Source organism: Rubripirellula amarantea, assembly GCF_007859865.1.
Lineage (GTDB): Bacteria > Planctomycetota > Planctomycetia > Pirellulales > Pirellulaceae > Rubripirellula > Rubripirellula amarantea.
The window spans coordinates 713,924-728,265 of record NZ_SJPI01000003.1; the positions used below are offsets into that span (position 1 = coordinate 713,924).

Here is a 14,342-nt window from a genome sequence, read left to right on the forward strand (position 1 = left end):
CGAGACGATCAAACTTCGATCACATCGACGGCAACGCTGAGCGTGGCAACACCGCCACCGATAACAACGCCTCGCATCGGACTCACTTCGCTGTAGTCACGCCCGATGCAGATGGGAATGTGATTGGTGTCGGCGGCACAGGCATTCGTTGGGTCAAAATCGATCCAGCCAAATTCAGGACCAGTGTAGACACTGATCCACGCATGCGATTCGTCCGCCCCAGTCATTCGCGGCTTGCCGTCAGCCGGAACCGTTCGCAAGTAGCCGCTTACGTAACACGCGGGGATTCCGAGAGATCGCAGGCATGCAATTTGGACATGCGAAAAGTCTTGACATACACCCGCCCGAAGAAGAAACGATTCTTCGGTGGTCGTCCCGACGTGAGTCGCCTTGCTGTCGTAAGCAAAGTCCTGATGAATACGCTTGGTCAAGTCCAAACTGGCTTCGATGATTGGTCGCCCCTGGGGGAACGAGGGAGCCGCGTACTCAGCAAACTTAGACCGGCGATGAATTCGCGGAGAGTTGTATTGAAATTCTTTCGCAAACAACCAATTAGGGTCAGTCGCATTGTTGATGGATTCCAGCACACTTTCCCAAGGTGTCGAAACCAAACTCTTGATTTCCATCGTCTGGCTAACGGTCACATCACTTTGAACCAGAATGTCAAGTTCATCGTGTAGGGACTCAACCGAGAACGCAATCACTTGATTGCCAAAGTAATCGACGTGCTGTTGGGTCACCGTCGGTTCAGGCTTGATTAACGTTTCGACATGGTGACAAATCGTTTCACACGTTTGCCGTTTCAAACTGCGAGGCATCATGCGTAACTGATTTTGACAAATCGCAACCGGCGCCGAGTACTTGTACATCGTTCGATGGCTGATGTGATACCGAGTCGAGGCGTTCTCCTCGCCACTCACGTTAGTTTGACCTTGTAGTTGATTCACGGTTGGTGAACTCCGGGCAGATCATCAGTCGTTCGCTGTGTCAATTGCTGGGTAGCGTTGGTGTGAATGAGATAGCGTGCTGCGATTGCATCAGAAGTCTTCGGCAAGCCTTCGATCAACAGGTCCATTAGTGTTGCTAATACCTCGCGTCGCCCCGAATCTCCGATCACCGCCAACTCAGCAGGGTCGGACATTCGCACCACGTGCGAAAGACCTTGTGCGAGTTTCTCGTCCGTACCCAACCCGAGCTTCCGATTGTCACCCGGTAATTGGGATAGCAACTGCTCAATATCTTGTAGTTGAAAAGCGATCGAACGAGGATTGGAAACGTCGTTGACCAACAAGTCGATGACCGCCAAAGGTCGCATTTGCAATAAGTAGCGTGATCGGTAGGTCATGAAGCTGTCGGTGACTTGCAAGAGTGCCTCTAGCGTCGATCGTTCGTCTGCGGCGGGCTCGTTGAGTGTTGCGGACAAAAGTTCGGCGGTTTGAGCGGCCCGTTCAATTCGTCGACCCAACTGCAAGAAACGCCACGCGTGAGTTCGCGTCATGCTTTCGCTCGCTAAACCAGCAAGCGCCTGCAGATCGGTAATCACTCGGTCGAGTTGAATGATTACCGTTCCCAGGTCTTTCGATTGCGCATGATCTAGTTGATAGAGGTGCTCCCCTACTTTGCTGATAATACGATAAGCGTCGAGTGAAATGCGGTCGTGAACCGCAGACGCCTTATCGCTCATGTCGATGATCCCCGCTCGCAATCCGCTACCGCTTTCGGTATCAAAAATTGATTGCGGAATCACGGTTTCCATTGCCGGCACATTTCCACGAAACTCGTCGATGGCGTAAGTCGCGTCGACTTGGCCCAATGCCGCCAACGCCTTCACCATGTGCAAGAGTTCCGGCGTGCTTTCGACCGAGCTTTCGCCGGTCATGCGAATGAGCGTTCCTCGCAATAGTCGAGCGATCGCCTCAGTGCGTTCAGCGCTTCGACCTAGCCAATACAGATTCTCCGCCACCCGACTGGGCAACTCAGCGCCGCCTCGCGTGAGTTCAATGCTTGTCGTTGCAACACTTAGCAATGACGTCACTTGGTCTACCGGACCATCCGATACGATCCAACAATCCTGGCCCAACCGACCACTGGTGGGACTATGTTCAAGCGTCGCTGGATCAGGCGTCACTCGCGCTAATCCGCCGGGCAACACGTCGACGTCGCTAGTCGTTTGCAATTGGAACGTCCTTAGCGACGAGTACCAAGATTGCATTTGTCCGTTTTCCCAAACCGGCGTGGTACTTCGAGACGGACGCATCTGAGCGACGTACTTGAATGGCTTGGCCTTGATATGTTCAGTAAGACTTTGCCGCTGCTCCGCTGACATTTCAGAGGGAGTGATAGGCGGGTCTCCCGAGATCGCAAACGCGGGTCGCAGAATAAGCTTGTCCAAATTCTCCAGCACATATGCGCGCTCCTTGGCACCGCCGCACCAATATGTCGCAATGCTAGGCAGCTTTAATGGTTCTCCGAATAAAAACTTCGAGGCCGCGGGCAAAAACGGTAGCAGTGCCGGCATTTCAGCGATCATACTTCCCAAACTATTAGCGACCGCGACATGCCCGGCACGAACTGCCTGCAACATTCCAGGCGTTCCCTGAAGTTCCGTTGGATCGAGCTCCAGGGCATCGCACTTGCGATCGGAAACGTGACGCCAAAGGACTTCAATGGGAAGCAAACCGCCGAGCGTCTTAACGTTCAAGCGACTTCCTCGTACGGCCAAATCTCGACCTTGAACGAGTGTGTAGCCGAGATATCGCGCCAAATAGGCGTCTTCAGTATGCCGGTAACTATCTTCGCCGGGCGTTAAGATTGCAACGCGTGGGTTATCGCGACGTTGAGCCGCAAGCGAGTTGAAATGGTTTTGCAAGGAAGCAAAGAACGATGCCAGGCGAATGACATTGCTGTTTCGAATAAGATTCGGAAACACGCGGCTAATGATCACTCGGTTTTCCAAGGCATAACCCAGACCGCTTGGTGCCCGAGTGCGATCTCCCGTAACCCACCAAGAACCGTCTCGATCGCGAGCAAGATCAGTCGCGGTTAGGTCCAACCTTGGCTTCAAAGACGGTAGTTCATGAAAAGCGCGTGCAAAGCTCGGATTCGCACAGAGCAGTTCAGCGGGAATGATGCGTTCACGAAGCAGTCGTTGTTCGCCCAGCAAGTCTGCTAGGACACCCTCGAGAACACGAACGCGTTGTTTGAGCCCCGATTCCAGAGCTCGCCAAACACTTTCGTTCAACACCAGTGGCACCACATTAAGTCGCCACGGACGAATCCCTTGTCGGTCGCCCTGCACGGCTCGGAAATTAGCACCGCTCTCGCGGACCAAACGCTCCGTTTCAGCCATGGCATCGCCAATGCCGGACGGTCCAAGCTTTCCAAAATGCTCACGGATATGAAGCCACTTTGGACGTACGACACCATCGTGCGACTTGAACTCGTCGAAGCTACTGGGCCGTGCCTCGTAACTTTGAAACAGCGTTTCGTTGGTGGCAACCTGAGTCAATCTTTATCCCGCGCAAGTGAGACCCGATGCACCGCTCAAAACGTGGGCGTCATCCAATAGTAAAAATATAAAAGACTCGGCGGTAACCCAACCTATGATAGTTTGCAGCCATCCGAAGCCATAGCGGACGCGATTGCAATCCGTCAGACTCCGAAATCCGCAAATCCCTTTTCTTGCAGCCGAACGACCAATTTGATCAGGTCAACTTGCTGATCCAATCGTAAATCTTGCAAGATGCGAGTGCGGTGATTTTCGATCGTGCGTTTGCTTACCGAACGCTGTTCCGCAATCTCGCTTGGCGTTAACCCTTGGGCCAACAAGATGGAAAGGGAACGGTCTTCGTCGGAAAGTTTCGAGAACAGATTCCATTTGGCAGTCAGTTCGGCTGATTTAGCCGACCGGCGTGCCTCTTCAGGAAGCAATTCAATCACCTCGGTCACCCCCAAAATCGCAAAGGAAGGGTGCGCCATGGACCGAAGCGAGCGTTTTCCCGTGCGAAGCATCACCGGTTTGCCCTCGGAATCGTGACCGAAGTGGTCAAAAATTGCCGTGGTGCATCCCGCTAGGATTAATTCGTCGGACGCTAAGGAAATTGGGATCACTGAGTCTTGCAAATAAGCCTTAGATAGCCGCCCCGTAGGAAGTGACTCGCTGGCAAAAACCATTCGGTACGACTCGTTGAAGTAAAGAATGCGAGTTTCCGATGACTTGATATACACCGATAGATTCTCATCCCTTAGACCTTCATCAAAGGGAATCTTTTCGTCCAGGCAACGCATGGCGCTCTGGAAGATTCGCTCGAGGTCATCGGCGAAACGAACGAGCGTCCGCTCTGAATCTATCGGTTGTTGTATTTCGCTCATGGAGTGCACCCTTACTAACCATCAACAGTAGAAATAGCGTGTCCGCCGCTGGGTTCGATTAGTCCTATCGCGCACAGCTTAACAGGAATGCTACACCTTTGGTTAGATGTACGCGTGATCGATGCAATTGGCCATGGGACGGCGATTGACTTTGTGGCGGAGTCTCTGAACAACAACGCCCCCTTTAATAAGTACTCATCGGCTAACCCTGACAACCTGGAATTGGTGGAAAGAGGGTGGGAAGACAAGGATTAGAACGGAGAGAACGCTTCAGCAGCTCTTCGTTGCGAGATCGCAACAGGCTCCGCCGCCCATTATTTTATCCGCCCAGCCACAACCGTCACCCGCGGCCAACGTCTCTGGACTTGAACGATGTCCCATTGATGGCTGGCCATGCATGATTGCTGGCCATGGAATGCTGGCCATTTAGCATCTGGTCGACTAGTTTCGGACCAAAAACTACGCGTAAAGATTGGCCCGAAGAAATCTCGTCGACTAGTCAGCGTCCCAAAGTGCTGTTGAGGGCGAAGATTTTACCGCTGCCGCAAAAAAGTGTCGTACCGACTCCTGCCCGTACCCTGCCATCATTCGGTGAAGTTCTAATAATGGCGAGCAAACCTCTACGATCAGCAGATTTGAAACCATGAATATGACCACATCCACATCAGACGATCTACGCCGGGAAATCGGATACCTAGGAACCGTCCTCGGTGACACCATCGAAGAATTTGCCGGAAAAGAATCCTTGGATATCGTCGAAAAATTGCGACGGGCTGCCTGGGATCGTCGGGTTGGCCGAGCAAACGCGGACGAGCAAATGAAAACGCTTGTCGCAGAACTTGATCCCGAGCAAATGCGGGTGGTGATTCGTGCATTCACAATCTTCTTAGATTTGCTCAACTTGGTCGAGGATCGCCGGCGAGTACAGGTTCTCAACGATCGCGCCACCGAGGCGTACCCCAATCCGCGACGCGAGTCGATTCGGGCAGCGATTGCTGAATTGAAGGCCTCAGGGAAGTCAGCCGACGAAGTTCAAACGTTGATCAGCCACTTGCTCGTGGACCTCGTGTTCACCGCCCACCCCACCGATGCCAAGCGGCGTTCGGTCCGCAATAAATTGCGAACCATCCGGCACTTGATGCAAGACTACAACTCAGACCAAACACCACGCGACCACGAGCGAACCGAACATGCGATCCGCGCCGAGATCGCGAAACTTTGGCAAACGGATTTCATCCGACCATGGCGACCGACGGTGATGCAGGAGGTCGCGCGAGGATTGTCGATCAAGCCAGTATTGTGGAACGAGGTGCCTCGCATTACAGCCGAGTTGGATTCGGCCCTTGCGGCGAACTACGGCGACGAAGTGGTTCGCAAACGTCCGTTTGTAGTATTCGGATCTTGGATCGGAGGGGATCGCGATGGCCACCCCGGCGTGACAGCGGACGTCACCGAAGAAACTTTTTCTTGGCTGCGTCGCGAAGCAATTAAGTTTCATCTTGCCACGTGTGATCGTTTGTTCGACTCGCTTAGCCTCTCGGATCGCCAAGTTCCCGTCGACCCGCGAATCACCGATGCGATTCAGCGCATGACGTCAAGCTTTCCTGAGCTGAGCAGTCGACTTGAGCAATTGCCACCTGGCGAATGGTGCCGACGCTGGCTTTCCATTATTCGTTGGCGTTTGGAGCAATCGGAAGCCCAATCAGAAGCTCAAGCGGAACATCAGGATGGCCAAAGCAGCGATGGTGCAGCGTATGACTCAGCGTGCCAACTTGCTGGCGACGTGGCTCTGATCGAGACCGTTTTGCGTGACCTTCCCGGAAGCCGCTACGTCACGTCCGATGTGAAAGCGTGGCAAAGCCAGATTGATACGTTCGGTTTGCACTTGGCTAAGCTCGATGTTCGACAAAACGCGGCGGTGTACACCGAAGTCGTCAACGAACTACTCAAACGTGGTGGATGGAGCGACGCCCCGGAAAGCTTGGATGAATCAGGACGTTGCGAAGCATTGACAAGCTCGCTCGGCGAAAAGGTCCCGAACCTCGACGGTGCATCGGCAATGACGCTTGAAACAATTGCGTTGTTTCGAACGCTGCACAAGATCGCTCGCACGTATTCTATGGCCGCGATTGGTACTCATGTGATTAGCATGACCAGCACCCCCAGTGACGCCTTGACGGTCTTGTGGTTGTGGCAATTGACGACGGAAGAATCCGACCCAGATCAAGCCGAAAGTTGCTTGCCGATCGTGCCACTGCTTGAAACGATTGGTGACTTACAAGCCGGGCCCTCGATCTTGTCGGGAATGCTCTCGATTCCTGCCTACCGTGAACTGTTGCGTCGCCAGGGTGATCGTCAAATGATCATGCTAGGTTATTCCGATAGCACCAAGGACGGTGGCTACTTGTCGGCTTGCTGGTCACTACACCAGGCGCAACAGGCGCTGGTCGAGATTGCAAGCGAGCACCAAATCGAACTTACATTCTTTCACGGTCGCGGAGGGTCACTTGGCCGTGGCGGTGGCCCGGCGGCCCGAAGTATTTTGTCTCTGCCAAGCGGCACGTTCCACGGAAACCTGCGATTAACAGAACAGGGCGAAGTATTAGCAGATCGCTACGACGATCCTGCCATCGCGCACCGGCACCTCGAGCAGGTGGTTTGGTCGTCATTGCTGGCTGGCGGAGCGACCAAGTCGCTGGATTCCGAACAGTGGTACGAAACGATGAGCGAACTGGCTGATCGCTCCTTCGCGAAGTATCGCGAGTTGCTTGAACAACCCGGTTTCGTGAAGTTCTTTCGCCAGGTCACACCGATTTCAGAGATCGAGCAACTGCCAATCGGTTCCCGTCCCTCACGTCGCAAACCCGATGGCGGCCTAGCGGACTTGCGAGCGATTCCATGGGTATTTTCATGGACGCAATCGCGTTGTTTGATTCCTGCGTGGTATGGCATCGGAACCGCTATGGCTCCTTTGCTTGATGACAACCAACGCCGAAGTGATTTGCAAGCGATGTACAAGGAATGGCCGTTCTTCCGCGCATTGATCGATAATGCAGAACTCGCTTTGGCCAAATCAGACCTGAAGATCGCTGGTGAATACGCCAGTTTGGCGGAAGGCCAAGACGCGCTGCAAACCATTGCGGCAATGGTGGCTGATGAATACCGTTCATCCTGCCGTTCGATTTTGGCCGTGCTGAACCAGCAGGAATTGCTCGACGGGACCCCCTGGTTAAAGGAGTCGATTCGTGTACGCAATCGCTTTATTGATCCACTGAATATGATTCAGGTGGAACTTTTGCGGCGAGGCCAGTCCGCTGACCCGTCCAACGAAGCGGACTCGGCGGAACTGCGTCAGTTGACTCGACTTTCCATCAATGGGATCGCTGCAGGAATGCGGACTAGCGGCTAGCGCGTGGGTCGAAGGATCCGCGAGAAATGGCGTGCGGGACTTGTCAAGTTACCTACACTAGGCAAAGCTTCCCAAATGTAGCAAATGGATCGGCGGTAGCACTTTTGACCGAATGTCCGTCGAGGACTCGATTGAGGGAATGCAACTCGCAGAACGCAATATTTTTCGCTATCCAATCGAATGCTTTCTGACGATTACGGGGGCTGCGCCAAAGTTGATTTCGGATCTGATCGTAGGACGATGCAAATCGGTGATGATGAGTATGGTCCGGTCCGAAAACACATCTGCGGGCGGAAGAGCAATCTACGCAAAGTATGATTCCCATCTTGGCCGACTTTCTTGGCAACGCTCACGACAGACACCACTGAGATGAGCATGCATGAATCTGATTCCATCACCGCTTTACCCCGACCAGACGGGGAAACCATCTATCGGTTGCTATCGCAACTCGGAATGACACTTGAAATTCCGGTGCAACGCTCAAAGTTTGTCACCAGCGAAGATTCCGAAAGCGAACAATCACTTGACCCTTTGCACAGCTTCCTAGCAAACGCGGAACAATTCGGAATCTTCGCCAAGGAAGTTCGCTTTGAAAGTGTGGAGGAAGCGATCGAGTTTGTCGCCGAAGGCTACCCGGTGGTTGTAGCATTCGCCGACTTGTCCTTCGCCGTGGTCGAACGACTCACGGGACGCAAACTCGAAACCGTTCTGATCAATGAACATGTATCGACGGAGCGAATCAGCCGAGGCAAACTGCAACGCTGGCTTGTGGTCGATCAGGGAACCCGAATCTTTGTCGTTAAGAAAGAACTTGAATGCGAGGCCCTTTCATCGACATCGGGGCACCAGCATGATGAATCCCATCACGTCCACGCGTCACCGCTGAAGCGATTCATTGGGCTGCTCTACCTTGAACGCAGAGACATCCTGACGGTCGCTCTTTTCGGATTCGTTTCGGGTCTGCTAACGCTCGCGACTCCGCTTGCGGTCGAATCGTTGGTGAACGTCGTAAGTTGGGGAACGTATCTGCAACCATTGATCGTGCTGGGCGCTATTCTTTTGGCTTGCCTTGGAATCGCAGGACTGCTTCGTATCCTGCAGACCGTTGCCGTGGAATTAATCCAACGTCGCCAATTCGTCCGGATTGTCAGTGATCTGGCGCATCGCTTCCCCCGAGCGCATCAACCTGCACTGATTGACGAATACCCGCGAGAGTTAGCGAATCGTGTCTTCGATATCATGACGATTCAAAAGGCGACGTCGATGCTATTGCTAGACGGTTTGAGCATTGCCTTGACGACGTTATTGGGCTTGTTGCTGTTAGGGTTTTACCACCCCTACCTGCTGGGATTCGATATCGTACTGATCATTACGATGATCGGAATGACGTGGATTCTTGGTCGCAGTGGTATTCGAACCGCAATTGATGAATCGCGAACAAAGTACCGCGTTGCCCACTGGTTGCAGGACGTGATCGCGTCGCCGAGTGCGTTTAAGACAGGTGGCGGTGAATCGCTTGCGATCGAGAGAGCCAACCAATTGACGGCCGAGTACATCTACGCGCGGCGTCGTCAATTTCGCGTGGTTATTCGACAAACATCGTTTGCGATTGGACTGCAAGTCATTGCGTCCACAGCAGTGCTTGCGATGGGAGGATGGTTGGTCATCGATGGACAACTGACACTTGGGCAACTCGTCGCCAGTGAGCTTGTCGTTACCGCCGTCGTCGGTGCATTTGCAAAGGCAGGAAAGTCGCTCGAGAAGTTTTATGACTTGATGGCGGGTATCGATAAAGTGGGTCATCTTGTCGACATCCCGACCGATCCCCGCACAGAAATCGGTAGCTTGAACTCGGGGCCGATAGCAGTGCGATGGAATGATCTGGTGTTCGAGCGAGCATCTTCGTCCTCACGGATCCGAAGCACGGTGATCGAAGCGGGATCGAAAGTAGCACTTGTCGGTGATGACGTGGATGGACGCAGCGATTTGGCTCGTTCGATCGCTGGACTATGCAAGCCCACAAGTGGCTTGATTCAGATTGACCAGTTCGATTGCAGCGAGGCTTCTGCGGCCCGCGACAATCGTTTAGTCGGCTATGCCGGCGACCTTGAGATTTTCAACGGAAGTCTGCTAGACAACATTGGATTGGGACGTCCCGACATCAACCAAAATCACGTTCGGGAAGTCCTGAACCAAGTTTGTTTGACCGAAGAAATCCTGAAGTTGCCCAACGGTTTGCAAACGCATTTACAAACAGGTGGATTCCCGCTCTCGACGAGCCAACAAATCAAACTGCTGATCGCGCGAGCAATCGTCGTTCGACCCAAAGTTGTTGTCATTGACGGACTCCTTGACCGACTCTCGACCGACGTGCAGAGCAGAATTCTTGATGCGCTGATCGATAAAAACAAGCCTTGGACGTTGATCGTGGGAACGAACGTTCAAGCGATTGCCGATCGTTGCGAGACCCAAATCTTCGTACGCCAAACGTAGTTGAACCATTCGAGCCCTGCTCAATCCTATTCGAGTCCTGCTCAAGTCCTATGATCGAAATCAAGAAAACATCCGACGACTTCCCAGCCATGCAAATGGTTCGCACCGGTCGCATGATGCGCGCCGTGGGTCGTCTAACTTTTCTATTGTTAGCAAGCCTTATCGTGGCAATGATCTTCGTTCCGTGGCGACAAACCGCTCGCGGCGAAGGAACGGTAGTGGCAATCGATCCTCAACAACGACCGCAACCCGTGCGAAGTCCGTCCAAAGGCGTTGTCAGCTATGTCAAACCTGGTTTGCGTGAGGGCTCCTTCGTCGAGAAGGACGAGTTGCTGTTGCGGCTGACTCCGTTTTCCGCTGATGGAGTGTCTCAGTTGGAAACACAAATCATTGCGATGGAATCGAAAGAAGCTTCGGCACTTTCGAGTCTCGAGGTCGCCAAGCAAGCAGCGGCATTGCAGGTCAGCAGCGGCAACAGCCTGAACGAATCCTTGAAACAGGATTACGAGGCTGCCAAGCAAAAGTGGGAACAAGCTAAGAACGAAGTCACCGCCCTGCAAGCGGAACTTGAGGACAAGGACAATCAGCTTCGAATCGCTGAAGAAGTGGCATCGCAAGGTTTAGTTTCACGAGAAGAATTGTTTTCCAAGCGAAAAGCTGCTCAGTCAGCTCGAGCCAAGGTGCTAAAGTCCGAAAACTACGTCCAAGAACTCTACGCCTCGCTTCTATCGAAAGAGGAAGAGATCGAATCGAAACGGCAAGAAATCGACATCAAGAATCGCACCGCAAGTCAGAAGATTTTGGAATCGATGCAGAAAATCAATACGATCGAGAAAGAGATCCTCGACCTTCGGAACAAGCGCGGCGAACTCGATCGTTTGGAAATCAGAGCCCCACGAACGGGCCAGATCCAAGAGTGGTTTGGTGTTGAGGGTAGCGACACGATCAAAGAAGGCGATCAACTTTTTGTGATCGTTCCTGATGCCGATGAGTTGGCAGTCGAAATGAGAGTCAGCGGAAACGACATGCCTTTGATTCAAGAAGGCGACCGAGTCCGGCTGCAGTTTGAGGGTTGGCCGGCTGTCCAGTTCGCTGGATGGCCATCGGTCGCGGTCGGTACGTTCGGCGGAAAAGTCAACCGAGTCTTCCCAACTGATGATGGCAAAGGAAATTTCCGCGTGGTTGTCACCCCTGATAATCACTTTGAACGCGAGGACGGCTGGCCGGATGACCGATATCTTCGTCAGGGAGTACGCGCCAACGGATGGGTGCTGCTCAAGCGTGTTCCATTGGGTTACGAAGTATGGCGTCAGTTGAACGGTTTTCCGCCAACCGTTGCCACCGACGAACCGGGCAACTCGAAGGAAAAAGCAAACAAGGTCAAGCTGCCAAAGCTTTAGGCAAACCCTTCATTTTTGCTTCTTTAGTTTTCGCCTATTCATGCCTTGGATGCGGTGGTTTGGCGAGTGCGCAATCCGGAACCACACCGCAAGCACGAACGTTTGCCCAGTTCTTGATGACCGTCGAGGATGACTTCGACTCGTCAATCCAAACAGCTCAAGACGAAAACGTTCAACCTGTTGAAGTTGAAGTCGGAAATGACCGGCCCAATAACCTTGTCGCGGATCAAGAGACATCCGATTTCGAAGAATTGCCAGCCTCTGAGCCAACACCTTCACGGCGCAGTTCCAGTGAGACGACCGGCAGCTCGCTTTCTCGGGAACCGACCGATGGTTTTTCATCGTCAGGCAATCCAACTGCTACGCCTGAACTGACTGCTAACGAGCCCCCACTGTCTCTCGCAGACGTGGTCGCGAGTCTGTATCGTTCCTATCCGGAAATCAACCGTGCGAGAATCGAAGGCCAAGTTGCTAGTGGCAATTTAACTTCGGCATACGGATCGTACGACACTAAGTTCCAAGCGTTCTCATTGACCGAACCGACGGGTTTCTACAGGAACTCTCGAAACGGATTGGGTGTTGCACGCCAAACTTGGTGGGGTGGCTACGTTTCAGCCGGCTATCGTATCGGGCGAGGATACTATCAGCCCTGGTACAAGGAACGTCAGACCGACGATGCAGGCGAGTTCAAAGTCGCGTTCAATCAAGCGCTCTTGCAAGGTAGGGCCATCGACGCTGAGCGAGTGGCAGTTTTCCAAGCTCGGCTAGCCCAACAGGCCGTCGGTCCGCTGGTGCAACAATCCATTCTGGAAATCTCGCGTGAAGCGACCGCCGCCTATTGGGAATGGGTCGCTACGGGCGCATTCTTGGAAGCGCAACGAGAACTCCTTGAGTTGGCGGAACTGCGCGGGGAGCAGTACGAAGCTGGCGTCAAAGCAGGCAAATTTGCCGAGATTGATTTGATCCTTAACCAACAACTCATCGCAGAACGCCGTACCAAGCAACTCGAATCAGAGCAAAAGTTTCAAGCAACCTCATTCAAACTCAGTTTGTATCTACGTGATGACGCTGGCCGCCCACTCGTGCCTTCCGCTCAATGGCTTCCCAAGCAGTTTCCTCAAATCGTCGCACCTGAGCCGATGGATTTTGAAGCTGAATTCGCTTTAGCGTTGGCCCGACGCCCCGAACCACAAGTCTTGCAATACGAGGTGCGACAAGTGGACTTGGAACGACAACTAGCGTGCAACCAGATGCTGCCTCGCCTTGACTTCATCTCGGAAGCATCGCAAGACATGGGCGAACCGGCCACCAAGGCAGACGACAAAGGTGAGTTTGAACTTGTCATTGGATTTCAAAGCGAGGTCCCGATTCAACGTCGCAAGGCTCGCGGAAAACTACAGTCGACCGCTGGCAAGATCCAACAGATCAACGAAAAGATCCGCCTGGTACGCAACAAAATAGGTGCGGAGATTCAAGTTCAAAATAACTCTCTGCAACTGGCCACCCAAATCGTACGACAAAGCGAACTTTCACTTCAAGCAGCTTTGGAAACGCTTGATCGGTACCGCTTCGCATTCGAACGTGGAAAGATCGACTTGATCTATTTGAACCTGCTTGAAACCAAGGTTAATGAGACCGAGATCAAATTGGTTGAGGCTCAACAGACTTGGTTCACATCACTCGCAGCACTTCAAATAGCACTCGGCATTGATCCGCTTGAGCAAGCGATGACCGTTTCGTCGTTACCGCCGAGCGACCTTCCTCAAGCTGGATCGGCCGGAGACCGGCCTACTGGCCAGGAACCTGAACCGCCTGAAAATTCAGACCAACCTGAAGACCAAGATCCCGAAGAAGACGCTTGACCCGCGTTCACTTGATACGTGTACGCTGTTTAATGACCGCCACGAACAAAAACGGGCACCTCGTCAGTTGATCGATCCGCATCGTAGCGATACCCGTCTTCGCTAAACCGCGTTAATTTCTTCAACGTCTTCACTTTGTGTTTGATCACCCAAGCGGCCATTTCACCTCGCGCCAACTTCGCGAATATGGAAATGACCTTATAGTCACCGTTCTTGTATTCCTTGAATGCTGGCGAGACTACGCGGCATTGCAATGTCTTTCGGTCCACGACCTTAAAGTATTCCTGGGAAGCCAAGTTCAACAGTATTTTCGATTGGCTGGCCTCGATCTGTTGCTGCAATTGGTTGGCAACCAACGTCCCCCAAAACGCATAGAGATCTTTGCCGCGTGATGTTTTCAGCGACGTTCCCATTTCCAAACGGTAGGGAAGAATTTGATCGAGCGGCCTCAGGATTCCATACAAGCCAGAAAGGATCCTCAAATGGTCCTGGGCGTAGGCCACTTGAGACTTGGTCCATGCGCTAGCCTTAAGCCCACGATAAACATCGCCTTGGAACGCAAATAGGGCGGCCTTGCTACCGAGTTTGGGATGCGGGGCCTCCCAATCTTGGTACCGCTGATAATTCAAGTCAGCCAATTTTGCACTAACGCTCATTAATTGCGCCAGCCTTGGAGGCGTCAATTCCTTCAGCACTTCGACGATCTCGGCAGCATCCTTTATTAGTGCCGGTTTGGTAGCCCCTGATACGGGTGAGGGTGAATCGAAGTCGAGCGTTTTGGCGGGCGAAAGAATCGAGAGCATGTCA

Annotated in this window: 9 protein-coding genes; 5 read left to right on the forward strand and 4 right to left on the reverse strand. The window is 53.0% G+C overall.

All coding sequences use genetic code 11. The features are described 5' to 3' along the window. Positions 1–8: 8 nt before the first annotated feature. From Pla22_RS22745 to Pla22_RS22755, 3 genes are all read right to left on the reverse strand, one after another. On the reverse strand, positions 9–947 hold the full coding sequence (locus Pla22_RS22745; RefSeq protein WP_242632273.1) for a transglutaminase family protein: 939 nt from the start codon (positions 945–947) through the stop codon (positions 9–11). Continuing rightward, positions 944–3,508 carry a circularly permuted type 2 ATP-grasp protein gene (locus Pla22_RS22750; protein ID WP_242632274.1) on the reverse strand — a complete coding sequence of 855 codons (2,565 nt, stop codon included), beginning with the start codon at positions 3,506–3,508 and terminating at the stop codon, positions 944–946. The genes Pla22_RS22745 and Pla22_RS22750 overlap by 4 nt, the downstream gene beginning before the upstream one ends. A 143-nt stretch (positions 3,509–3,651) precedes the next feature. Further along, positions 3,652–4,371, reverse strand: coding sequence for a helix-turn-helix transcriptional regulator (locus Pla22_RS22755; protein WP_146517066.1), 720 nt, complete (start codon positions 4,369–4,371; stop codon positions 3,652–3,654). Positions 4,372–4,458: 87 nt separating this feature from the next. Here Pla22_RS22755 and Pla22_RS25420 point away from each other — a divergent pair, with 87 nt between their 5' ends. From Pla22_RS25420 to Pla22_RS22775, 5 genes are all read left to right on the forward strand, one after another. Then, positions 4,459–4,626, forward strand: a complete 168-nt coding sequence (locus Pla22_RS25420; protein WP_165440797.1) for a hypothetical protein — start codon at positions 4,459–4,461, stop codon at positions 4,624–4,626. Positions 4,627–5,014: 388 nt separating this feature from the next. Beyond that, complete coding sequence (ppc, locus tag Pla22_RS22760; RefSeq protein WP_146517067.1) at positions 5,015–7,780, forward strand: phosphoenolpyruvate carboxylase; 2,766 nt, start codon at positions 5,015–5,017, stop codon at positions 7,778–7,780. A 375-nt stretch (positions 7,781–8,155) separates the two neighbouring features. After that, positions 8,156–10,273 carry an ATP-binding cassette domain-containing protein gene (locus tag Pla22_RS22765; RefSeq protein WP_146517068.1) on the forward strand — a complete coding sequence of 706 codons (2,118 nt, stop codon included), beginning with the start codon at positions 8,156–8,158 and terminating at the stop codon, positions 10,271–10,273. A 50-nt stretch (positions 10,274–10,323) separates the two neighbouring features. Next, the gene (locus tag Pla22_RS22770; RefSeq protein ID WP_146517069.1) at positions 10,324–11,673 is read left to right on the forward strand and encodes an HlyD family secretion protein; all 1,350 of its coding nucleotides are present in this window, start codon (positions 10,324–10,326) and stop codon (positions 11,671–11,673) included. A gap of 59 nt (positions 11,674–11,732) precedes the next feature. Beyond that, a complete protein-coding gene (locus Pla22_RS22775) occupies positions 11,733–13,535 on the forward strand; it encodes a TolC family protein (RefSeq protein WP_242632275.1) in 1,803 nt (600 codons plus the stop codon). Positions 13,536–13,564: 29 nt separating this feature from the next. On the opposite strand, the gene yaaA is transcribed toward Pla22_RS22775, so the two are convergent. Further along, positions 13,565–14,338, reverse strand: coding sequence for a peroxide stress protein YaaA (gene yaaA / locus Pla22_RS22780; protein ID WP_146517070.1), 774 nt, complete (start codon positions 14,336–14,338; stop codon positions 13,565–13,567). Positions 14,339–14,342: the final 4 nt, after the last annotated feature.

What these genes read in the sequence shown, in the direction of transcription:
- Pla22_RS22755 (WP_146517066.1), bottom strand. Translation starts at nt 4,371, where the DNA reads ATGAGCGAAATACAACAACCGATAGATTCAGAGCGGACGCTCGTTCGT.
- Pla22_RS25420 (WP_165440797.1), top strand. Translation starts at nt 4,459, where the DNA reads ATGCTACACCTTTGGTTAGATGTACGCGTGATCGATGCAATTGGCCAT.
- ppc (WP_146517067.1), top strand. Translation starts at nt 5,015, where the DNA reads ATGAATATGACCACATCCACATCAGACGATCTACGCCGGGAAATCGGA.
- Pla22_RS22765 (WP_146517068.1), top strand. Translation starts at nt 8,156, where the DNA reads ATGCATGAATCTGATTCCATCACCGCTTTACCCCGACCAGACGGGGAA.
- Pla22_RS22770 (WP_146517069.1), top strand. Translation starts at nt 10,324, where the DNA reads ATGATCGAAATCAAGAAAACATCCGACGACTTCCCAGCCATGCAAATG.
- yaaA (WP_146517070.1), bottom strand. Translation starts at nt 14,338, where the DNA reads ATGCTCTCGATTCTTTCGCCCGCCAAAACGCTCGACTTCGATTCACCC.